At 67.3% G+C, this 19,739-nt stretch carries 25 protein-coding genes; 11 read left to right on the top strand and 14 right to left on the bottom strand.

Annotation, left to right across the window (positions count from 1 at the left end; translation table 11 throughout):
- Window positions 1-116 precede the first annotated feature (116 nt).
- On the top strand, window positions 117-1,310 hold the full coding sequence (locus WFQ67_RS20170) for a GGDEF domain-containing protein (protein WP_337058001.1): 1,194 nt from the start codon (window positions 117-119) through the stop codon (window positions 1,308-1,310).
- 574 nt (window positions 1,311-1,884) lie between these two features.
- Here WFQ67_RS20170 and WFQ67_RS20165 read toward each other — a convergent pair.
- Window positions 1,885-3,141, bottom strand: a complete 1,257-nt coding sequence (locus tag WFQ67_RS20165) for an OprD family porin (RefSeq protein ID WP_337058000.1) — start codon at window positions 3,139-3,141, stop codon at window positions 1,885-1,887.
- Window positions 3,142-4,047: 906 nt separating this feature from the next.
- Between WFQ67_RS20165 and WFQ67_RS20160 the strand changes: the two genes are divergently transcribed.
- Window positions 4,048-4,170, top strand: coding sequence for a hypothetical protein (locus WFQ67_RS20160; protein WP_280527433.1), 123 nt, complete (start codon window positions 4,048-4,050; stop codon window positions 4,168-4,170).
- A gap of 24 nt (window positions 4,171-4,194) precedes the next feature.
- Window positions 4,195-5,247 (top strand): NAD(P)-dependent alcohol dehydrogenase, encoded by a 1,053-nt coding sequence (locus WFQ67_RS20155; protein ID WP_173177348.1) that lies wholly within the window; start codon window positions 4,195-4,197, stop codon window positions 5,245-5,247.
- A gap of 197 nt (window positions 5,248-5,444) precedes the next feature.
- Here WFQ67_RS20155 and WFQ67_RS20150 read toward each other — a convergent pair whose 3' ends face one another.
- Window positions 5,445-6,890 carry a SulP family inorganic anion transporter gene (locus WFQ67_RS20150; RefSeq protein WP_337057999.1) on the bottom strand — a complete coding sequence of 482 codons (1,446 nt, stop codon included), beginning with the start codon at window positions 6,888-6,890 and terminating at the stop codon, window positions 5,445-5,447.
- A gap of 342 nt (window positions 6,891-7,232) precedes the next feature.
- A complete protein-coding gene (locus WFQ67_RS20145; protein WP_337057998.1) occupies window positions 7,233-7,850 on the bottom strand; it encodes an NAD(P)H-dependent oxidoreductase in 618 nt (205 codons plus the stop codon).
- A 95-nt stretch (window positions 7,851-7,945) separates the two neighbouring features.
- Between WFQ67_RS20145 and WFQ67_RS20140 the strand changes: the two genes are divergently transcribed.
- Window positions 7,946-8,563 carry a TetR/AcrR family transcriptional regulator gene (locus WFQ67_RS20140; protein ID WP_337057997.1) on the top strand — a complete coding sequence of 206 codons (618 nt, stop codon included), beginning with the start codon at window positions 7,946-7,948 and terminating at the stop codon, window positions 8,561-8,563.
- 12 nt (window positions 8,564-8,575) lie between these two features.
- Here WFQ67_RS20140 and WFQ67_RS20135 read toward each other — a convergent pair whose 3' ends face one another.
- Entirely contained in the window at window positions 8,576-9,982 is a 1,407-nt protein-coding gene (locus tag WFQ67_RS20135; protein ID WP_337057996.1) for an MFS transporter, read from the bottom strand.
- A 128-nt stretch (window positions 9,983-10,110) separates the two neighbouring features.
- On the opposite strand from WFQ67_RS20135, the gene WFQ67_RS20130 reads away from it, so the two are divergent.
- Window positions 10,111-11,001 carry a LysR family transcriptional regulator gene (locus WFQ67_RS20130; protein WP_213625200.1) on the top strand — a complete coding sequence of 297 codons (891 nt, stop codon included), beginning with the start codon at window positions 10,111-10,113 and terminating at the stop codon, window positions 10,999-11,001.
- A 7-nt stretch (window positions 11,002-11,008) separates the two neighbouring features.
- On the opposite strand, the gene WFQ67_RS20125 is transcribed toward WFQ67_RS20130, so the two are convergent.
- The 3 genes from WFQ67_RS20125 to WFQ67_RS20115 all read right to left on the bottom strand — a co-directional run bounded on the left by WFQ67_RS20125 (window position 11,009) and on the right by WFQ67_RS20115 (window position 12,268).
- Window positions 11,009-11,644, bottom strand: a complete 636-nt coding sequence (locus WFQ67_RS20125) for a hypothetical protein (protein WP_213625199.1) — start codon at window positions 11,642-11,644, stop codon at window positions 11,009-11,011.
- Between the two features lie 149 nt (window positions 11,645-11,793).
- Complete coding sequence (locus tag WFQ67_RS20120; RefSeq protein ID WP_213625198.1) at window positions 11,794-12,006, bottom strand: hypothetical protein; 213 nt, start codon at window positions 12,004-12,006, stop codon at window positions 11,794-11,796.
- A 10-nt stretch (window positions 12,007-12,016) separates the two neighbouring features.
- Entirely contained in the window at window positions 12,017-12,268 is a 252-nt protein-coding gene (locus WFQ67_RS20115) for a hypothetical protein (protein WP_337057995.1), read from the bottom strand.
- 193 nt (window positions 12,269-12,461) lie between these two features.
- On the opposite strand from WFQ67_RS20115, the gene WFQ67_RS20110 reads away from it, so the two are divergent.
- From WFQ67_RS20110 to WFQ67_RS20095, 4 genes are all read left to right on the top strand, one after another.
- Entirely contained in the window at window positions 12,462-12,650 is a 189-nt protein-coding gene (locus WFQ67_RS20110) for a hypothetical protein (protein WP_173177329.1), read from the top strand.
- A gap of 50 nt (window positions 12,651-12,700) precedes the next feature.
- Complete coding sequence (locus WFQ67_RS20105; protein ID WP_213625196.1) at window positions 12,701-13,252, top strand: ATP-dependent Clp protease proteolytic subunit; 552 nt, start codon at window positions 12,701-12,703, stop codon at window positions 13,250-13,252.
- 192 nt (window positions 13,253-13,444) lie between these two features.
- Window positions 13,445-13,915, top strand: a complete 471-nt coding sequence (locus tag WFQ67_RS20100) for a hemerythrin domain-containing protein (RefSeq protein WP_111262545.1) — start codon at window positions 13,445-13,447, stop codon at window positions 13,913-13,915.
- A 160-nt stretch (window positions 13,916-14,075) separates the two neighbouring features.
- Window positions 14,076-15,242 carry a zinc-dependent alcohol dehydrogenase gene (locus WFQ67_RS20095; RefSeq protein ID WP_213625195.1) on the top strand — a complete coding sequence of 389 codons (1,167 nt, stop codon included), beginning with the start codon at window positions 14,076-14,078 and terminating at the stop codon, window positions 15,240-15,242.
- Between the two features lie 147 nt (window positions 15,243-15,389).
- Here the strand turns inward: WFQ67_RS20095 and WFQ67_RS20090 are convergent, their stop codons facing one another.
- The gene (locus tag WFQ67_RS20090) at window positions 15,390-15,896 is read right to left on the bottom strand and encodes a DUF4142 domain-containing protein (protein WP_213625194.1); all 507 of its coding nucleotides are present in this window, start codon (window positions 15,894-15,896) and stop codon (window positions 15,390-15,392) included.
- Between the two features lie 168 nt (window positions 15,897-16,064).
- Here WFQ67_RS20090 and WFQ67_RS20085 point away from each other — a divergent pair, with 168 nt between their 5' ends.
- Both WFQ67_RS20085 and WFQ67_RS20080 read left to right on the top strand, forming a co-directional pair.
- The gene (locus WFQ67_RS20085; protein WP_213625193.1) at window positions 16,065-16,373 is read left to right on the top strand and encodes a DUF2061 domain-containing protein; all 309 of its coding nucleotides are present in this window, start codon (window positions 16,065-16,067) and stop codon (window positions 16,371-16,373) included.
- Window positions 16,374-16,402: 29 nt separating this feature from the next.
- A complete protein-coding gene (locus WFQ67_RS20080; RefSeq protein ID WP_173177318.1) occupies window positions 16,403-16,750 on the top strand; it encodes a YgaP family membrane protein in 348 nt (115 codons plus the stop codon).
- A 1-nt stretch (window position 16,751) separates the two neighbouring features.
- Here the strand turns inward: WFQ67_RS20080 and WFQ67_RS20075 are convergent, their stop codons facing one another.
- The 6 genes from WFQ67_RS20075 to WFQ67_RS20050 all read right to left on the bottom strand — a co-directional run bounded on the left by WFQ67_RS20075 (window position 16,752) and on the right by WFQ67_RS20050 (window position 19,737).
- A complete protein-coding gene (locus WFQ67_RS20075) occupies window positions 16,752-17,264 on the bottom strand; it encodes a DNA methylase (protein ID WP_442969613.1) in 513 nt (170 codons plus the stop codon).
- Window positions 17,265-17,280: 16 nt separating this feature from the next.
- Window positions 17,281-17,595: a hypothetical protein gene (locus WFQ67_RS20070; RefSeq protein WP_213625192.1), complete on the bottom strand. Its 315-nt coding sequence runs from the start codon at window positions 17,593-17,595 to the stop codon at window positions 17,281-17,283.
- 114 nt (window positions 17,596-17,709) lie between these two features.
- Window positions 17,710-17,943 carry a hypothetical protein gene (locus tag WFQ67_RS20065; RefSeq protein ID WP_173177314.1) on the bottom strand — a complete coding sequence of 78 codons (234 nt, stop codon included), beginning with the start codon at window positions 17,941-17,943 and terminating at the stop codon, window positions 17,710-17,712.
- Window positions 17,944-18,036: 93 nt separating this feature from the next.
- Window positions 18,037-18,282, bottom strand: a complete 246-nt coding sequence (locus WFQ67_RS20060; protein WP_173177310.1) for a hypothetical protein — start codon at window positions 18,280-18,282, stop codon at window positions 18,037-18,039.
- Complete coding sequence (locus WFQ67_RS20055) at window positions 18,279-18,539, bottom strand: hypothetical protein (RefSeq protein ID WP_213625190.1); 261 nt, start codon at window positions 18,537-18,539, stop codon at window positions 18,279-18,281. Before WFQ67_RS20055 ends, WFQ67_RS20060 begins: the two co-directional genes overlap by 4 nt.
- Before the next feature lie 319 nt (window positions 18,540-18,858).
- Window positions 18,859-19,737: a manganese catalase family protein gene (locus WFQ67_RS20050; RefSeq protein WP_213625189.1), complete on the bottom strand. Its 879-nt coding sequence runs from the start codon at window positions 19,735-19,737 to the stop codon at window positions 18,859-18,861.
- Window positions 19,738-19,739 lie beyond the last annotated feature (2 nt).

The raw sequence follows: 19,739 nt of genomic DNA, 5'->3' as shown, positions 1-19,739 counted from the left end.
CGGGGTGCGGGCATGGGCGGAACGATTCTCGCCCCAGTAGACGGCGGTCCTGCGCCTCCCTAGACTGGCCAACTGCCATGACCGCCGTCCCGGCGTCAGCCCAGGCTCAGTGCCCCATGACACTTCCCGCGACCCCGACAGTCCCGATCCGGCCCCTGCGCGGGCGCATCCCCGCCGTGCTCGAGCCGGCCTACAAGGCCTTTGTGCTCACGCACTACCGGGGCTTTCTGCTGGCGATCAACTTCATCGCGATGATCGCCTACGACTCCTACGTGCTGGCCGACGCGCTGCTGATCCCGGACATGGCCATGGAGTCGCTGGTCACCCGGGGCCTGCTGAGCCTGGTGGGGCTCTTGAACATCTTCCTGGTGTTCCGCTACAGCCGCAGCGTGCTGTTGATGGACATGCTCATGCCGCTGCATGACATCGTTTCCACCGTCGCCTGGTTCGAGCTGCTCAAGCGCAGTGATTCGCCCGACGTCGCGACCTTCCTCTATGCCTCGGTGGTGTTCATCGTGCTGGGCAACCTGGGGGTGCGCTATTCGTTCAAGGGCATCCTGGCCTGCTCGCTGGTGATCTCCGGGGTGATCCTCTACAACGTCGCGCTGATCCACCCGGGTGACACCAAGGCGCTGCTGATCTTCACCCTGGTCTACCTGCCGGTGGCGATCTTCAGCCTGTTCATCAGCTGGACCACCATCCGTGGCGTGCGCCAGGCCTTTCTCGCCGATGAGGAAGCGCGCCGCCAACGCGCCGAGCTGGCCACACTCAACGGCCGCCTGCACGAGCTGGCCAGCACCGACGCGCTCACCGGAGTCGGCAACCGTCGTGCCTTCGATCGCGTGCTGGAGGAGTATTGGCAGCAGATGAGTCTGCACGGCCGGCCCTTCGCGCTGCTGCTGGCGGACATCGACTACTTCAAGCCGTACAACGACCACTACGGCCACCTGGCCGGCGACCGCTGCCTGCGCGAGGTCGTCGACAGCCTGGTGCACACCCTGCGCGACGGCCAGGCGAAGGTCTTCCGCTACGGCGGGGAGGAGTTCGTCGTCCTGCTGCAGGTCAGCAGCCAGGCCGAGCTGGAAACCATCACCGAGCGCCTGCGGGTGCAGGTGGCGGGGCTGGACATGGAGCACCTCAATCGCCCGGATGGCGTGCGCCACCACACCATCAGCCTGGGCGCCTCGCTCTCCAGTGGCGCGGGCCTGCAACGTGCCCACGACCTGGTGGAGCGCTGTGACAAGCTGCTCTACCGGGCCAAGCAGGAAGGCCGCAACCGTGCCTGCCTGGCGGCCATGACGCTCTGCTGAGGCTCAGGCGGTCGCTACATCGCTGCGTTAAGCCTCGCTGCGCTCGGCGCCAACCTACGGCGCCGTGCCCAATTCGAACCCACGGTACCAACCGGTGTGTAGGGTGGATGGCGCTCTTTTCATCCACCAGCGGAGTCGCATGGATACTCGGAGCTGGGGCAGTCCTGCGGCCTGCTTGGCGACTGAAGTCGCCCCTACAGGTCCCTGCCCATCTCGTGGGAGCGAATTCATTCGCGAGGGAATATCCGGCCACTCGTAGCCTTGTGCTGGCGGAGAGGCTTTCGCGGCTGAAGCCGCTCCCACAAGGAGCACCTGCCACGGCCGAACATTGTTGTGTTGGGCCTCGCTGCGCTCGGCGCCAACCTACGGCGTGGCGCCAACGCACGCCACGTAGGAGCGAGCTCTGCTCGCGAAGCGCTTGCTGGATTCTGTGGGAGCGAATTCATTCGCGAGGAAATATCCGGCCACTCGCAGCCTTGTGCTGGCGGCGGGTCTTTCGCGGCTGAAGCCGCTCCTGCAGGGAGTGCCTGGGCGAGGGGGCGCGCGCCGGGTTGCCCGGCGCGCGTGCTGGCGATCAGAGGATGCTGATCGGGTACTCGACGAAGGCGCGGACTTCGTTCAGGTCCGGGCCCACGTTGTTGTCGGCACGGTAGATGGAGTTGCGCAGCTTGAACGACAGGTCCTTGGCCGGGCCGTCCTGCACCACGTACTTGAACTGGTTGAACAGCTCGCGCTCGGTGCCGTCGCTCTCGCCGCCGGCCTCGATGTTGCTGCCGCGCACGTAGGCGACCTTGTAGCTCAGGCCGGGCACGCCATAGGTGGCGAAGTCCAGCTCGTAGCTCGCCTGCCAGGAGCGCTCGTTCTTCAGGTTGAAGTCGGAGTAGTAGGAGTTGGCCACGTAGATGGTGCTGCCGCCGTCGCCGTAGTCGTACGCATAGCCGGCATCACCGGTGTTGCGCTGGTGGGCGATGATGAACGCGTGGGCACCGACGCTGTACTTGGCGGCCAGGCTCCACAGGGTGTTCTTGTCGTTGTCGCCGTCACCGCCGAAGTCCAGCGCGGCATCGGAGTTGTCGTCGTAGTCGGTGCGATAGATGTTGAAGTCGACGTTCAGGGCCTGTTCCGCGTTGAACGGAATCGTGTAGTTCACGTTGCCGTAGTACTTCTTGAAGGTGTCTTCGACATCGGAGTGGTACAGGGCCACCGACAGCGCATCGTTGATCACGTAGCTGCCGCCGATCACGTCGATGCTCTTCAGGCGATTGGGGTCGCGCGCCGGGTCGCCCATGGGGCTGTCGGCGGTGAAGCGGCCGACGTTCAGTTCCAGGCCTTCGATTTCCTTGCTGGTCACCAGGGTGCCGGTGAAGGCCTGCGGCAGCAGGCGGCTGTCGTCATAGGCGAGCACGGGCAGGGACGGGAACTGGTTGCCGTACTTGAGCACGGTGTTGGAAACGCGCAGCTTGATCACGCCGCCCGCCTCGGAGAGGTCATCCACCGGGTGGCCGTCGCTGTCGGTGTCGAAGAAGGCGCTGTAGTTGCGACCACGGCCGCTGTCGAGCTTGATGCCCAGCAGGCCGTAGGCGTCCACGCCGAAGCCGACGGTGCCCTGGGTGAAGCCGGACTCGAAGGTACCGATGAAGCCCTGGCCCCAGACCTTGGCGTCGTTGGTCTTGTCCTTGTAGTCACGGTTGAAATAGGCGTTGCGCAGCAGGACCTTCAGGCTGGCGTCCTCGACGAAGCCCTTGGCGTCGGATTGCTCGCTGGCATGGGCCTGGGCGATACCCAGGGACAGCAGCGTGCAGGCGGCGGCTATATAGTTTCGGTTATGCATGGATGCTCCCAGATATTGGTTTTTTTGGAGTGCTTGGAGTCGGCAGGAAGAAACCACTTGGTCCATTGACGTCCGTGCGGGAACTGTAGTTTCCCGCTGACGACCGTGCGAACTCATTATGAATTCGAATGTTCGCGGAACAGGTAGTCGGGCGACAGTTAACACGCGCGCGCAAGCAATTCGTAACTGTTGGAGCTGATGATTATTATCAATGAAATTAATAATTTGCGATTGTACGCGGCGAGTATTCTGGCGCCGATGAATTCCCCAGGGTGCAGCTCCAGCAGGTTGTCGGAGTGGCGCCTTGCTCCAGTTCATCATCCTTTGGTTTATTTGCCGCTTCTCTTGAAGCGGCTTTTTTTTGTTCGCGATTTATACAGTCCAAACTGTGATTGCCTGCGTCTGGAAGTTTAAAGAGCGCAGTATCGGGCAATTGCAAAAGTGCCTCTTGGCGCGCAATAAGTGTCCGGTATACGGCCCATATAAACGGCGGCTTCCCGATTGCGGATCGGCGTTCCGGCATGCGGCAGGGCGCCGCACAAGCTAACCGCATGGCCAGGTTTTTCGCTGCCTGGCGGGGCAGGGCGGATCGACTCCACCCTAGGTGCCTGGGGCAGCGTCGCGCCAGATTGCAGCGGATACCCCGCCGGGCTGATGCCCCATCATCGACACGGCGAATGCCCAGGGTGCCCCTAGCAGTATCAGGCAAGGCGGGGAGCGCTCTGGAATGCACCTTACAGGGCTTTCGACGAATAGCAGGAATGGGCAATCACGCCGGAGTAGTCGACTACCGGACAGGCCCCGACGACGCTTAATCTTCGCTCCTGGCCCGATTCCGGGCCCCATCGCATTGATCGCACCCTCCGCTGATCTACCCTTTCCAGCCTGGTCCGGATGGAGACTCCCATGGATTACCACAACCTGGGGCGCAGCGCCCTCAAAGTCTCAAGCCTGGTGGCCACCGGGCACGCCTCGACCCCCGGCTATTCCGATCCCGCCTATCCCATCGAAGGCCGACGCGTCGGCTGATCCTCAACCCCTGGAGTACTGCTCATGTTCACAATCGGTTATGCCGCGCAGACCGCCGCTGCACCGCTCGCACCCTTCAAGTTCGAGCGCCGCGAACTGCGCCCCAACGACGTGGCGATGGAAATCCTCTACTGCGGCGTCTGCCATTCCGACCTGCACCAGGCGCGCAACGACTGGGGCTTCAGCCTGTACCCCATCGTCCCCGGCCACGAGATCATCGGCCGGGTGATCGAGGTGGGCCCGGCGGTGACGCGCTACAAGGTCGGCGACAACGTGGCGGTGGGCTGCATGGTGGATTCCTGCATGCAGTGCGACCAGTGCCGCAAGGGCGAGGAGCAGCTGTGCCGCGAGCGCAACACCCAGACCTACAACAGCCGTGACCGCATCACCAAGGAAGTCACCTTCGGCGGCTACTCCAAGCACCTGGTGGTGCGCGAGGAGTTCGTCCTGCGCGTGCCGGAAGGCCTCGACCTGGCCAAGGCGGCGCCGTTGCTGTGCGCCGGCATCACCAGCTACTCGCCGCTGCGCACCTGGAACGTCGGCCCCGGCAGCCGCGTGGGCGTGATCGGCCTCGGCGGTCTCGGCCACATGGCGGTCAAGCTCGCCGTCGGCCTCGGTGCCGAAGTCACCGTGCTCAGCCGCAGCGCCGACAAGGCCGACGATGCCAGGGCCCTGGGCGCCGACCGCCTGCTGGTGTCCACCGACAGGAAGGCCATGAGCGCCGCCCAGTCCAGCTTCGACCTGATCATCGACACCGTGCCCTCGCGCCATGACGTCTCGCCCTACATGGCGCTGCTGGACATCGACGGCACCCTGGTGATAGTCGGGCAGATCGGCCCCATCGACGAACAGCTGACCATCCCCTTCGTCCTCGGTCGCCGCCGCCTCGCCGGCTCGCCCATCGGCGGCATCGCCGAGACCCAGGAGATGCTCGACTTCTGCGCCCGCAAGAACATCCTCCCGGACTGCGAAATGATCCGCATGGACCAGATCAACGAAGCCTTCGAGCGCATGGAGAAATCCGATGTGCGCTACCGCTTCGTGATCGACATGGCCTCGCTGTCCGAGGCGGGTTGACCGACGCACCAGCCTGAGCCGCAAGGCCCAGGCACAGAAAAATGCCCGGCCATCGCATCAACGGTGGCCGGGCATTTTCATTTCGCTTTGGGTCACTTTCGCGAGCAGAGCTCGCTCCTACATCCGTGCCAAGGGCGTGCGCCGACTTCCCGGCAGACGCCTTTCCACCGCAGGAGCGAGCTCTGCTCGCGAAGGGTTCACCCGTGCTGCACACCCGCGCGCTTGAGCAGTTGCTTGCAGCGCTCGGAGAGGTGCACGACGCGCAGGTGCTTGCCGGCTTTGCCATAGCGCTCGCGCAGGGTCATCAGCGCAGCGATGGCCGAGTAATCGACGAAGCTCAGGTGGCGGCAGTCCAGGGTCACCTGGGCCGGGTCGCCCGCCGGGTCGAACTGATTGAGGAAGGGGGTGGTGGAGGCGAAGAACAGCGTGCCGTGAACCTGGTAGCGCTTGCTGCCGTCCGCCTCCAGGTGGCTGTCGGCATAAAGCTCGCGGGCGTGCTGCCAGGCGAAGTTGATGGCGGCGATGACGATGCCCAGCATCACGGCGGCGGCCAGGTCGGTGAGCACGGTGATCACCGTCACCGCGATGATCACCAGCATGTCGTTGACCGGCACCTTGTGCAGCACCCGCAGCGAGGCCCAGGCGAAGGTCTGCTGCGACACCACGAACATCACGCCCACCAGCGCGGCCAGCGGGATGCGCTCGATCAGCGGCGAGAGGAACAGGACGAAGAGCAGGATCATGCCGCCGGCCACCACGCCGGAGAGCCGGCCACGGCCGCCCGAGCCGAGGTTGATCGCCGTCTGGCCGATCATCGCGCAGCCACCCATGCCGCCGAACAGGCCCGAGGCCATGTTGGCCGCGCCCAGTGCCACGCACTCGCGGTCCGGGTAGCCGCGGCTCTCGGTGATCTCGTCGGTGAGGTTGAGGGTCAGCAGGGTTTCCAGCAGGCCGACCATCGCCATCAGCAATGCATAGGGGGCGACGATGCGCAGCGTCTCCAGGCTCCACGGCACCTCGGGCAGGGCGAACGTCGGCAGGCCGCCGGCGATGTGCGCCATGTCGCCGAGGGTGCGCGTCGACAGGCCCGTGAAGTGGGCCAGCAGGCCGATGCCGAGGATCGCCGCCAGGGCCGGCGGTATGGCGCGGGTCAGGCGCGGCAGCAGGTAGACGATGGCCATGGTCAGCGCCACCAGGCCGAGCATGGTCGCCAGCGGCTTGCCCGACAGCCAGGCCTCGCCCGTCTTGAAATGCTCCAGCTGGGCCAGCGCGATGACGATCGCCAGGCCATTGACGAAGCCGAGCATCACCGGGTGCGGCACCATGCGCACCAGCTTGCCCAGGCGCAGCAGCCCGAAGGCCATCATGATCACCCCGCCCAGCAGCACCGTGGCCAGCAGATACTGCACGCCGTGCTGCACCACCAGCGCGACGATCACCACGGCCATGGAGCCGGCGGCCCCGGACACCATGCCCGGCCGGCCGCCGAACAGCGCCGTCAGCGTGCAGATGATGATCGCGCCATACAGGCCCATCAGCGGGTTGAGGTGCGCCACCAGGGCGAAGGCGATGCACTCGGGCACCAGGGCGAAGGACGTCGTCAGGCCGGCCAGGACGTCGGCGCGGATGCGGGCTGCTTTCATGGGCTACCGGGGGAGTGCGGGACAGGAGGAGGGCGGCGGATTCTACGGAAACTCCCGCGCCCGGGCCAGTTGCCTCGGCCCGGGTCTCCACACCGCCGCCCATGCCGTGGGAGCGAATCCATTCGCGATGGAGCATCCGACGATTCGCAGCCAGGTGCCGGCGGCGAGTCCTTCGCGGCTGAAGCCGCTCCCACAGTTGACCGGTGGGTAGGGGGGATGACGCTCTTTTCATCCACCAGCGGAGCCATATGGAAGCCCGGAGTTGGGGCAGTCCTGCGGACTGCTGGGCGACTGAAGTCGCCCCTACAAGTCCCCCCGGCAGGTGGGGGCCGCCTTTGAGCCTCAGGCCTCCACGGGGCGCGCCGCCGGCGCCTGGGCGAACAGCGACTGGCCGAGGCGGCGTGCTGCCCGCAGGTACTCGGTCGGGTCGCGGCTTTCCGATTCCAGCAGCAGCTCGGAGCTGACCACCTGCGCTCCGCAATAATCGAAGATGCCGTGGTCGATCTGTGCCTTCATCGCCGCCCGGTAGCCGTGGCGTTCGAAGGTGCCGGCATCCGCACCGCCGATGCCCAGCAGATGCACCTTCAGGTGCTGCAGCTTCTTATCGAAGCGCTGGTCGAGGACGAAGTCGAAGGCCCAGCCGTTGCTGAACACGCGGTCGATCCAGCCCTTGAGCAAACCGGGCATCGACCACCAGTAGACGGGGTAGACCAGCACCAGGGCATCGGCGCCGTCGATGCGTGCCTGCTCGGCGAGCACATCCGCCGGCGGCGTCGCCCGGTGGCGGTGCACGGCGTGGTCGGCGGGGTTGAAGCGGGGGTCGAAACCTTCGCGGAACAGGTCGGCGATCTCGCTGCCGTTGCCGGGCGCGGATTCGGCCACGCCCCGTGCGACCTCGGCGGCGATGGCGTGGGTCAGGGATTCGGGGTCATGGTGGGCGACGACGATCAGGGCTTGCATGGCGGAACCTCCCGGGGCTCGATTGCGGGGTGGCTGAAAGCGCTTATATACTTTCAGTAAGTTACGATTAGTAAGTTACTTTTGGTAGGTTATTCATGTCAAGCGATGAGAAGGAACAGGACTCCGCCGCGCAGCCGCGCCGTCGGCTGTCCCGCGAGGAGCGTCAGAAACAGCTGCTGGACGTGGCCTGGCGCCTGGTGCGGGAGGAGGGCAGCGATGCGCTGACCCTGGGTCGCCTGGCCGAACTGGCGGGCGTCACCAAGCCCGTGGTCTACGACCACTTCGGCACCCGGCAGGGGCTGCTGGCGGTGCTCTACCAGGATTACGACGCGCGCCAGACCGCAGTCATGGATGCCGCGCTGGACGTCGCCGAGCCGACGCTCGAGGGCATCGCCCGGGTCATCGCCTCGTCCTACGTCGCCTGTGTGCTGCAGCAGGGGCGCGAGATCCCCGGCGTCGCCGCCGCCCTGGCCGGCTCGCCGGAGCTGGAGCGGATCAAGCGCGAGTACGAGGTGATCTTCCTCGACAAGTGCCGCGCCGTGCTCACGCCCTTCATCGGCCAGGGCACCATCGGCGCCGCCGGGTTGCGCGCGATGCTCGGGGCGGCCGAGGCGCTGTCCCATGCCGCCGCGGCCGAGGAGATCACCCCAGCCCAGGCCGAGGACGAACTCTTCGCCACCCTCATCGGCCTGGTGCAGCGCAGCACGCGCTGATCGGGGCCGGGGTCAGCGCCGGCGCCCGGCCAGCGCGATCACCAGGGCGAGGAGGATCAACCCCAGGGCGACGAGGAAGGTGCCGCGCATGCCGGCGGCGATGGCCTCTGGCGCGGCGCGGCTGATGTCGTCGCTCGCCGTGGCGAAGGCGAACACCGCGCCCAGGGCCGCTGCACCGGTGACCAGCCCCAGGTTGCGCGACAGGTTGAGCAGGCCGGAGGCCACGCCGCGTTGCGTGGCCTCCACCCCGGCCATCACCGCCGTGTTGTTGGCCGCCTGGAACAGTGCATAGCCGGCGGTGAGGCCCGTCAGCGGCAGGATGTAGCCCAGCACGCCCAGGCTCAGCGGCATCAGCAGCAGGGCCGTGATTGCCAGCGCCATGCCCATCAACCCGACGCGCACCATGGGCGCCGCGCCCAGGCGGTCTACCAGGCTCCCGGCGGGAACGCCCATCAGCGCCGTCACCAGCGGCCCGCAGGCCATGGCCAGCCCCACCCGGGCCGGCGTCAGTTGCAAGGCGCCAGCGAGGTAGAAGGGCCCGACCACCAGCGTCGCCATCAGCACCGTGGTCACCAGCGCCCCGGTGGCCAGCCCGGTGCGCAGCAGCGGGTCGCGGAACATCGCCAGGCGCAGCAGCGGTGAAGCGGTACGTTTCTCGAACTGGATGAACAGCGACCCGCCCAGGCACGCGGCCAGCAGCAGGCCGCCGTTGAGCGCGCCGAAATGCCCCCTGCCCAGGGTCATGGCCAGTGCATAGGCCGTCAGCGTCAGGGCCAGCAGCAGGGTGCCGGGGCTGTCGAAGTGAGCGGCAGCATCGGCGTTACGGGGCTGGCGCGGCAGATGGCGCCAGGCGAGGGCGAAGGCCAGCAGGCCCAGGGGCAGGTTGACCAGGAACAGCGCCCGCCAGCCGGGTCCGGCCAGCAGCAATCCGCCGAGTGACGGCCCCAGCGCGGTGCCGATGGCCGAGAGGGTGCCGAGCAGGCCCATGGCACTGCCGGTTTTCTCGCGCGGCACCGTTTCGCCGATCAGCGCCATCGCCAGGGTCATCATCGTGGCGGCGCCCAGGCCCTGCAGCACGCGGGCGCCGATCAGCCAACCGAGGGAAGGGGCCAGGCCGCACAAGGCCGAGGCGCCGCTGAACACCAGCAAGCCCGCCAGCAACAGGCGGCGGCGCCCCAGCAGGTCGCCCAGGCGGCCCGCGCCCACGCTCAGCGTGGTGATGGCCAGCAGGTAGGCGAGCACCACCCATTGCACGTCCTGGAAGCGGGCACCGAAGGCGTCGACAAGGGTCGGCAGGCCGACGTTGGCGATGCTGGTGCCGAGCGAGGCGAGCAGGGTGGCCAGGGCGAGGCTGGCCAGCGCCCATTTCGAGCCGGTGGTTCGTTCGGAGGGGGCGGATGTTGCCGTGGTGGAGTGCATGGCGCTCTTCCTGTAGTAGGTCGCCCGCAGTGTGTTCGCCTCGCTGATATGGCGGAAGGCGCAGCATTTGCACTTTATTCATGCATCGGGCGCCCTATCCCGGCGGCGGCGTGCTAGTTTTTCCGCCCATGACCCATCCCGATTTCAACCTGCTGATCACCCTGGACGTGCTGCTCGCCGAGGGCAGCGTCGCGCGTGCGGCCAAGCGCCTGCACCTCAGCCCCTCGGCCATGAGCCGGGCCCTGGCGCGGCTGCGGGAGACCCTGGGTGACCCGCTGCTGGTCCGCGCCGGCCGTGGCCTGGTGCCCACGCCCCGGGCGCTGGAGCTGCGCGAGCAGGTCAGCCAGCTGGTGCTCGGCGTCGAGAGCGTGCTGCGCCCCGTGGAGCACCTCGACCTGCAGCGCCTGGCGCGCACCTTCACCCTGCGGGTCGGCGACGGCTTCGTGGAGAATTTCGGCCCGGCGCTGATCGGGCGCATCGGCGAGGAGGCACCGGGCGTGCGCCTGCGCTTCGTGACCAAGACGGACAAGGACAGCGCGCCCCTGCGCGACGGCAGCGTCGACCTCGACACTGGCGTGGTGGGCGCCGATGCCGGCCCCGAGATCCGCACGCGAGCGCTGTTCCAGGATCGTTTCGTCGGCGTGGTGCGCGAGGGCCACCCGCTGACCCGAGGCGCTATCACTGCCGAGCGCTATGCCGGCGGACGCCATGTGCTGGTGTCGCGACGCGGCAAGGACCGTGGCCCGGTGGATGAGGCGCTAAAGGCCGCCGGCCTCGCGCGGGACATCGTCACCCTGGTGGGTGGCTTCTCGGCGGCCCTGGCGCTGGCCCGTGCGTCCGATCTCATCGCCACCGTGCCTGAGCGCCACAGCGGCAGCCTGCGGGCCGGGTTGTTCAGCTTCCCCTTGCCGCTGGACGTCGCGCCGATCCAGGTCTCGATGCTCTGGCACCCGAGGATGGACGCCGACCCGGCGCATCGCTGGTTGCGGGCCTGTGTGAGGGAGGTATGCGCGGCGTGAACGGGCCTCAGCGCAGCGGGTAGACCTGGCGGCTGCCGTCAGCGTTGTGCACCGTCAGCACCGGCGTGGCGCATTCGGCATGCCGCTGCGACGGGGCGTTGGCCGTGCGGCAGGCCTTGCCGCGGCTGTTGCGCAGCTTCTGCAGGGTGGCGCAGGCCATCACCTCGTTGAAGGCGCGGGCCAGGGGGCCGCTCCGGGGCCCAGGGATGCGCCGCCCGCTGAACTGCCGGGCGCTGTCCTCCAGGCCCTGCAGCACCACGGCGCAGAGCAGGCGCTCGACGTTGCCGGGGATGCGCCGCCGGTGCACCGGGTTGACCCCGAGCAGGTCCAGCAGGCGCTGCCTGCCCAGGGCGTCCAGCACCTGCGCCTCGCTGGCGACCAGCAGGCTGCCGGTCGAGCGCAGCAGCGCCTGGTAGGTGGCCAGCTGCTCATGCTGCGCAGCTTCGAGTTCCCTGAGGAGGGTGCGGGTGAAGGGCAGGTGCTGGCGCAGCCTGCGGCGCCGGCTCCACAGTTCGCGTTGCTGCTGCTCGTGCTGCTGCGTGGCCTTCCTGAGCGCCATGCGCATCGCCGCCAGCCGGTTCGCCCAGCTGCGCGAGGGGTCGTTGGCGATCGCCAGGAGTTGCCCAAGATATCCAGCTACCACGCTTCGGTTCTCCGCCCGTGCACATCCATCCCCGAGCCGGGCGCCATCCACCGCTCCGCTCCAGGCGCAAGACACCACGATCCACGCCCCCTGCTCAAGGAATTTATTGGCACCGCGTCAATTGTGGAGGGCGCCCCGGGGGCTGCCGCTCAGGCCCGCTGGCCGATGTGCCGGCGCAAGGCGGCCTGGGCGATCAGTGCCTCGGCCTTGCCGGAGCCGCCCTTCAATGCCGAGGCGGCGATGCCCCGGGCGGCGGCGAGCAGTTGCTCGCGCTCCATCCCGGCTTCCTCGGCGGCCGCCAGGGTGGCCTCCAGGGCGATCCACAAGGCTTCCTGCAAGGCGGCTGTGCGCGCTGGATTCATGTGCCGATCCTCAGCTGCGGGCCACGATGTTGAGCGTGCGCCCATCCTTGTAGGTGATCACGCCCTCGACGCTGCGTCCGTTGGGCAGGGTGATGCGCAGCTCGTCGGCATCGCCCAGGTCGAGGTCGCAGGTGACGCTGAAGATGCCGGGGATGGTTTCGTCGAGCACCACGGCGGCGCTGCTGGCGGTCGGCATGCTCGACGAGCCCGTGTTGCCGGGGACGTAGACGAGGGTGGCCAGGCCTTCATAGTGCGTGTGCATGGTGGGGGTCCTCCGAGGGGTGATGCTGGAATGACTGCGGCCGATCCGGGGGAGTTCAGGCGACGGGATGATCGGTCCGGCCCGCCGTCGCCGGTCAACGGATTGGTGGAACAACCAGCGCCGGTCGCGGCTCCACCGAAGACGACGATCCACCGACGTCATCCACCGAAGCCCCCATCCACAGGAGCCGACCATGAGCGACCTACCCCGCAACACCGACAACCGCTGCGTCGAATCGAGCCCGACCGCCGACCGTGAACCGCCCACCCGCGAGCGCGAAGGCATACCCGCCGAGCTGCACCCGGACTGGCAGGCACCGCGCACCCCCTCCACCGAGGACCGGCCGGCCACCACCGACGCCCCGGACAGCCCGCCACGCTGAGCGCTCACGCGTGACCGACCCGTGACCACCGCCAGTAAAGGAGGGCAGCCATGGCCAGCCACATCGTGCATTTCACCGCGCCGATCAACTCCACCACCACCGGCCAGCTCATCGAGCGCTGCACCCAGGCCGTGCAGCAGGGGGCCGACGAGCTGGTGATCAAGATCGCCACCATGGGCGGCGAATGCAGCTACGGATTCTCCCTGTACAACTTCCTCATCTCGCTGCCCATCCCCGTTCGCACCCACAACCTGGGCACGGTGGAGTCCATGGGCAACATCATCTTCCTCGCCGGCGAGCGACGCAGCGCGTGCCAGCACAGCAAGTTCCTCTTCCACCCCTTCCACTGGAACCTCAACGGCTCGGTGGACCACGCGCGGATGTCGGAATACGCCATGAGCCTGGACTACGACCTGCACCTCTATGCGCGCATCGTCGCCGAGCGCACGCCCATGGCGGCCGAGCCGCTGGATATCCTCGACTACCTCAGGGCCGCGCCGCGCATCCTCGATGCCGAAGCCGCGCTGGCCACCGGGATGATCCACGAGATCGACTGCCTGGGCATGGCGGCGGACGCGGTGAGCTCGTCGATCCATTCCTGATTCGCGTCGTGCACGGGCCCGTCGGGTCGCACCCGGCCCATGACCGGCTGCACCGCACCTGCAGGGGCGACTTCGGTCGCCATGCAGCCCGCCCAGCCCCGAAAAGAGCTTGAACCGCTTCGTCGCACGCGCGTCAGTCATTAGGAGAGGCGCCGGCACGGACCGGCCTCCGCAACCGATGAGGACACGACCATGAATGCAATCGAACTGCTCAAGCAGGACCACGTCACCGTTAAAGCCCTTCTCGAACGCCTCGGCAGCACCACCGAGCGCGGGGTCAAGACCCGCACCGAGCTGCTGCAGAAGATCGAGATCGAGTTGCTGGTCCACACCACCATCGAAGAGCAGATCTTCTACCCCGCCTACAAGGCCGCCGGGGGCAAGGACGAGGCCGTGATGTCGGCCGAGGCCAAGGAGGAACACCGCACCGTGGACTCCCTGGTGCTGCCGGACCTCAAGCAGACCTCGCCGTCCTCCGTGGAATTCGCCGGCCGCGCCAAGGTGCTCAAGGAGCTGCTGGAACACCACATCGAGGAAGAGGAGAAGGAGATGTTTCCCCAGGCCGCCAAGCTGCTGGGCAAGCAGAAACTCGCCGAACTGGGCGCGGAGATGGAGGCCCTGAAGAAGTCCATGAAGCAGGACCTGCAAGGCAAGGCCGCCTGACCCGGGGCCGGGCCCGGACCTGCTCCGGGCCCGGCTGCGCGCGCCATGCCAGCGCAGCGGCCCCGCCTTCCCGCCCCTGCACCGTTCGTCCCGAAACCCTGAACACCCCACCCATTCCCCTTTCGGACCTATGAATGCCCACACGCTTCGGAGGTCCACCATGCGCGCTCTCACCTACCACGGCAGCCACGACGTTCGCGTCGACAACGTCCCCGACCCCATCATCCAGGAGCCGGACGACATCATCCTGCGGGTCACCGCCACCGCCATCTGCGGCTCGGACCTGCACCTCTATCGCGGCAAGATTCCCCAGGTGAAACACGGCGACGTGTTCGGCCACGAATTCATGGGCGTGGTGGAGGAGGTGGGCCCGGCGGTCACGGCCGTGAGCCGGGGCGACCGGGTGATCGTGCCCTTCGTCATCGCCTGCGGCAGCTGCTTCTTCTGCGAGATGAACCTGCACGCCGCCTGCGAGACCACCAACCCGGGGCGTGGCGCCATCCTCAATAAGAAGCAGATTCCTTCCGGGGCTGCGCTGTTCGGCTACAGCCACCTCTACGGTGGCCTCCCCGGTGGCCAGGCGGAACGGGTGCGGGTGCCCAAGGCGAACACCGGCCCCTTCCGCATCCCCGATGCCCTGAACGACGAGCAGGTGCTGTTCCTCACCGACATCCTGCCCACCGGCTACCAGGCGGTGATCAATGCGAGCGTGGGGCAGGGCAGCCGTGTGGCCATCTACGGCGCCGGCCCGGTGGGGCTGATGGCGGCCGCGTGCGCGCGCATGCTCGGCGCCGAGCAGATCTTCATGGTCGACCAGCACGCCTATCGGCTGGCCTACGCGCAGCGCACCTACGGGGTGATCCCGATCAACTTCGACGAGATCGACGACCCGGCCGAGGCCATCATCGAACAGACGCCCGGCCACCGCGGCGTGGACGCCGCCATCGACGCCGTGGGCTTCGAAGCCAAGGGCAGCACCACCGAAACCATCCTCACCGCCCTCAAGCTCGAAGCCAGCAGCGGCGTCGCCCTGCGCCAGTGCATCGCCGCCGTGCGGCGCGGTGGCACCGTCAGCGTGCCGGGCGTGTACGCCGGCTTCATCCATGGCTTCCTCTTCGGCGATGCCTTCGACAAGGGGCTGACCTTCAAGATGGGGCAGACCCACGTCCACCCGCTGCTCCCCGACCTGCTCGAACACATCCAGAAGGGCGACCTGAATCCCGAGATCATCATCAGCCACCGTCTCAACCTGGCGGATGCAGCCGAGGGCTATCGCCTGTTCGACAAGGCCGAGGACGACTGCCGCAAGGTGATCCTGCGCCCGTAGACGCGAGCGCATCAGGTGCTGGATCGGGCTCCGGGGGTGGACAGGTGAAGCGTCGTCCACCCTTTGCCCGGTCCCGTTGCGCGCGTGCCCCGTCATCCCCGCGAACGCGGGGACCCACTAAAGACAAGCGTGGAGCAGGCCATCGCCTCAGGGCTTCTTGTGCGTGGCGGCGAGGTCGCGCGCCATCTGCAGGTGGTGCTCCAGCTTGGGCAGGGTCTTGCTGGCGAAGGCGGCGATCTCCTTGTCATCGGAGGCGGCGGCTTCCTTGAACAGCTCCACGGTCTTCTCGTGGGCCACCACCTGGTTGTTGGCGTAGGCCTCGTCGAAGTCCTCGCCGTCACGCAGCTTCAGGATCAGGGCCTTGGCCTTGTTCATCAGCTCGGCTTCGGTCGCCACTTCCAGTTTCTTCTCGCGGGCGATCACCGCCAGTTCGCGGTTCGCCGCGCTGTGGTCGTCGATCATCTGCTGGGCGAAGGTCTTGACGCCGGGCGTGGTGGATTTCTCCAGCGCCAGCTTGCCGCTTTCGATCTCGGCGATGCCGCCCGCGCTGGCTTCGTCGACGAAGTCATCGGCATCGACCGTGTCGGCGGCGAGGAGCGGGGTGCTGAGGGTGGCGCAGAGCAGGGCGGGAAGAGCGAGGCGGTTGAGTCTCATGGCGATCTCCAGGGGTTGAGGGTTACAGGGTTGTAGAAGCGGCGATCCGGCGGAAAGTTGCACTTTTTGGATGAGCGCCACGCGGCCTGCCACCCGACCGATTTCCTGAACCTCTCCGGGGCCTTCGCCCTTCCAAACCATGGCGACACCCGCAAGCAGGAGACCACCATGGCGATACGCAACCAACGCACGACGCACTCGGCCCGCAGCCGGCCGCTGCCGCCCCCTGGCAACCAGCCGCTGGCCAAGACCCTGAGCTTCGCCGTGCTGCACTTCGCCATCGCCTTCACCGTGGCCTACCTGCTGACCGGCAGCGTGCTGACCGGCGGGCTCATCGCCCTCATCGAGCCGGCATGCAACACCGTGGCCTTCTATTTCCACGAGCGGGTCTGGCAACGCTTCGGCGTGCGCGCGACGTCGCAGAAGGGCCACGGCCACGGCAACCTTTCCAGAGACCTGCGGCGCGCCTCGCGCTGACGCCGCGCCACCATCAGGAGACCCACCCCATGCACCTTCAGACCCATAACGTCCACGGCGTCGAACGCGCCCTCTCGGTCGCCGCCGGCGTTCTTTCCATCGCCTCGGGCGTCTACCGGGGCGGCGCCCCGGGCGTGATCAAGGCGCTCGGTGGCGCCGCCTTGCTGTTGCGCGGCGTCAGCGGCCATTGCAGCGTCAAGGGCCTGGTGATAGACCCGGAGACCGAGCTCGAATACCTGCGCCAGCGCGTGGCGGCCCTGCGTGCGGCGTTGCCGCGCATCGAGGATCACCCGCTGCGCAGCCAGCGCGAGCTGGAGGCCAAGGTGGACAACGCCGTGGAAGAGACCTTCCCCGCGAGCGACCCGATCTCGCCCTGAGTCAGCCCGCGTCGCCGGCCCCGCCGAACAGCGCAGGGCCGGCTTCGCGCATGAATATCTCGACGGTCTTCGGGCCGATTCCCTCGAACGCCAGCAACCGCTGCTCGAACTCGCCCTGGTCGGCACTGCGCTCCAGCAGGGCGCGGACCCGGCCGCCGTATTCGTCGTCGAGCCTGCCGCACAGCGTGCGCAGGCGCTCGGCCGTGGAGCGGTCGTAACGCACGTAGCGCGCCTGCCCGAGCATGCGCACCAGCTCGGCGTGGCTGCTGCCCCCGAGCGTGCGCGGCGTATCGCGCCCGTTCGCCTCGACTATCACCCGGTAGGCGCGCTCGGCGACGGACTGCTGGATGGGCTTGCCGAACAGGAAGGCGGCGATCAGCCATTTGAACAGCGCGCCTTCCTCGCCCCGGGCGAGCCCCTGGTCCAGGCCGAGCTGGCGGGCGGTGATGGTTTTTACGGCCAGGGGACACCTCGCTGGAGCCGATCGACGGGCAGGCCGGAGGCGCGGCGGCACCTCCGGCACAGGGGCGCTATGACGCGGGTTCTTCCGGCTGTTCCTGCTCGGTGCGGGGCTTCTGGCGGAAGTAGGGTCTGGGGCGCGAGAAGGTGAGGGGTTGCGGGCCCGGGCGGTCATCCCGGATCAGGCTGATGTCGCGGATCTCCAGGCCGCAGGCAGTGAGCCAGGCCACGGCGGACAGGTTGCCGAGCGGCCTCGGCGGTGCGTCGCCATAGGCATGCTCCACCACGCAGCGTGCGGCCGTCTTGTGGTTGGGCAGGTGGTTCGAACGAACGGTGACGGACTTCTCCTGACCTTCAGCATCGAGATAGCTGATGAGCCAATCCATATCTCCTCCTGATTGCTGATATCCAACGTGCAGAAACCCATGGAAGGGGGCGGACTGCGCTATAGAGCGGACGATCAGGAGAATGTTGCAGAAAAAAAACGGCTGTCCCGACGATCAGGATCTGGGCTCGGCCGCCTTGGCGAAATCGTGCTCGATGCTGGCGGTGATGCGCTGGATGATGTGGCCGTACTCCTCGCCCTCCACCAGCTCGCACAGCTGCATGGCCGCCGCCATGCCGATGGCCACTGAGTAGGAGATCTGGCGAGCCGGGAAGGGGCCGCCGCGCTGGGATTCGAGGGTGGCCTGGATCGCGTCGTTGAGGCGGGCCTTCATCTCGTCCTTGGTCATGTCGCTCTCCGCTGGCTGGGAAATCCAAGCATAGACGTCACCGGGCCAGCGGTCGGGCAGCGCGACGGCGCGTGCATGGCTCCCCGCCCTGGCTCAACGGCGTGGCGGCTGATACAGCTGCACGTCTTCCAGGGTGATGCCACGGGCACCGAGCCAGGACTCCACATTGTCCCGCGAGGTGGAGGGGCAGGGCTGGCCGGGGAACTCGAGGTGGTAGATGGAGAAGGCCACGGCCTTGAGGTTGGGCACGTTGCGCGCGCGCATCAGCATCTGCCGTACTTCGCCCTCCATGCGGTAGGTGACGAGCCAGCGTCTCGCGGGTTGGTCCCAGGTGGTCATCCGTGTCGGCTCGCCGGTGCGTCGCGGCGCGCCAGCAGGGCGGTGAACTCGCCCTCCAGGGTCAGGCACAGCCGCTGGATGGAACGTTCGCTGTGCAGCTGGCCGTCCGGCATGGCATCCAGGGTGAGGGTGTCGTGCGTGTCGCGGTGGGTGAAGAGCAGGGTGGTCGTGCCGTGATCGTACTGTTTCGCCTGGCAGCTGCAGGCAGGCATGTGCTTGACGAACAGCCGTTCGATCTCCCTGTGGTTCAACGCCATTCAGGCGATTCCTTGTTTCAGGCTTGCATACGGCTACTGTAGCCGCCGTGAAACACCGGTAAATGGTGGCTAACGGCCCCGTCATGCCTGTACGTAAGCAGCGTTGCGGCGAGCCTGTACAAGAAGTCGGATCGGCGAAAAAGGAAAGCCGGACAAGGGGCAACCCTGTACAGCCCCTGTATTGAATGTCGGTTGATATGAGGCTGATATCGACAGGAAGCCTGCGGGAGCGCCGCCAATGGCGCGTAGCGTTTTATCGACGAATGGTCCCTGGCAGGCGGCCTGCGCGCCCATCGCTGGACGCACAGGCTGCAGGGGCTCAAGGCTTCTGGTAGGCACCCGAGCCGAGGTCGGCCCCGGTGAGCGGGTCGGCGGCCGGGTCGGACGCGGTGCGCAGCTTCATCTGTTCGACCACCTCCCGCTTGGCCTTCGGCAGGTTCACCTCGGGCAGGCCGCTGCCCCCGTCCACCGCCGGTTGCGGGTCGTCGACGAACGCCCACTGGTCGCCCTGGTTCCACGAGCCACGCATGTCGCCTTCGCCCTGGGAAAGGTTGAAGTAGACGCTGGTGAACTCCGGGATCCCCGGCAGCTTGCCCTGCGGGAAGTTCGGCTGGATGGCATGCAGGGCCTTCTCGAACGACTTCTGGTGCGCCAGCTCGCGGGTCATGAGGAAGCCCAGCGCCTCCTTGATGCCCGGATCGTCGGTGACGTTGATCAACCGCTCGTAGATGATCTTCGCCCGTGCCTCCGCCGCGATGTTGGAGCGGAAATCAGCGGTCGGCTCGCCGATGGAGTCGACGTAGGCGGCCGTCCAGGGCACGCCGGCGGAGTTGGTCAGTGCCGGCCCGCCACCGTAGAGCAGCGAGGTGATGTGGGAGTCGTTGCCACCTTCGGTCAGCGAGCGGTAGAGCGCGGCTTCCTCCTCGATGGCCTCGGCGAGGTCACCCTTGGCGCCCTTGTTCAGCATGGCGACGATCGAACCGATGATCTCAAGGTGGCTCAGCTCCTCCGTCGCGATGTCCAGCAACAGGTCCTTGCGGCCTGGATCGTCCTCATTGAGGCCCTGGGTGAAGTAGCGCATCGCCGCGGCGAGTTCGCCCTGCGGGCCGCCGAACTGCTCGAGCAGCAGGTTGGCGAGCCCCGGGTTCGGCGCCCCCACACGCACGGTGTATTGCAGTCGTTTGTTGTGCACGAACATCA

This window comes from Pseudomonas sp. USHLN015 (assembly GCF_037153275.1).
Lineage (GTDB): Bacteria > Pseudomonadota > Gammaproteobacteria > Pseudomonadales > Pseudomonadaceae > Metapseudomonas > Metapseudomonas tohonis.
The sequence above is the reverse complement of the archived record's forward strand: the minus strand, read 5'-3'. Positions and strand labels throughout refer to the sequence as shown.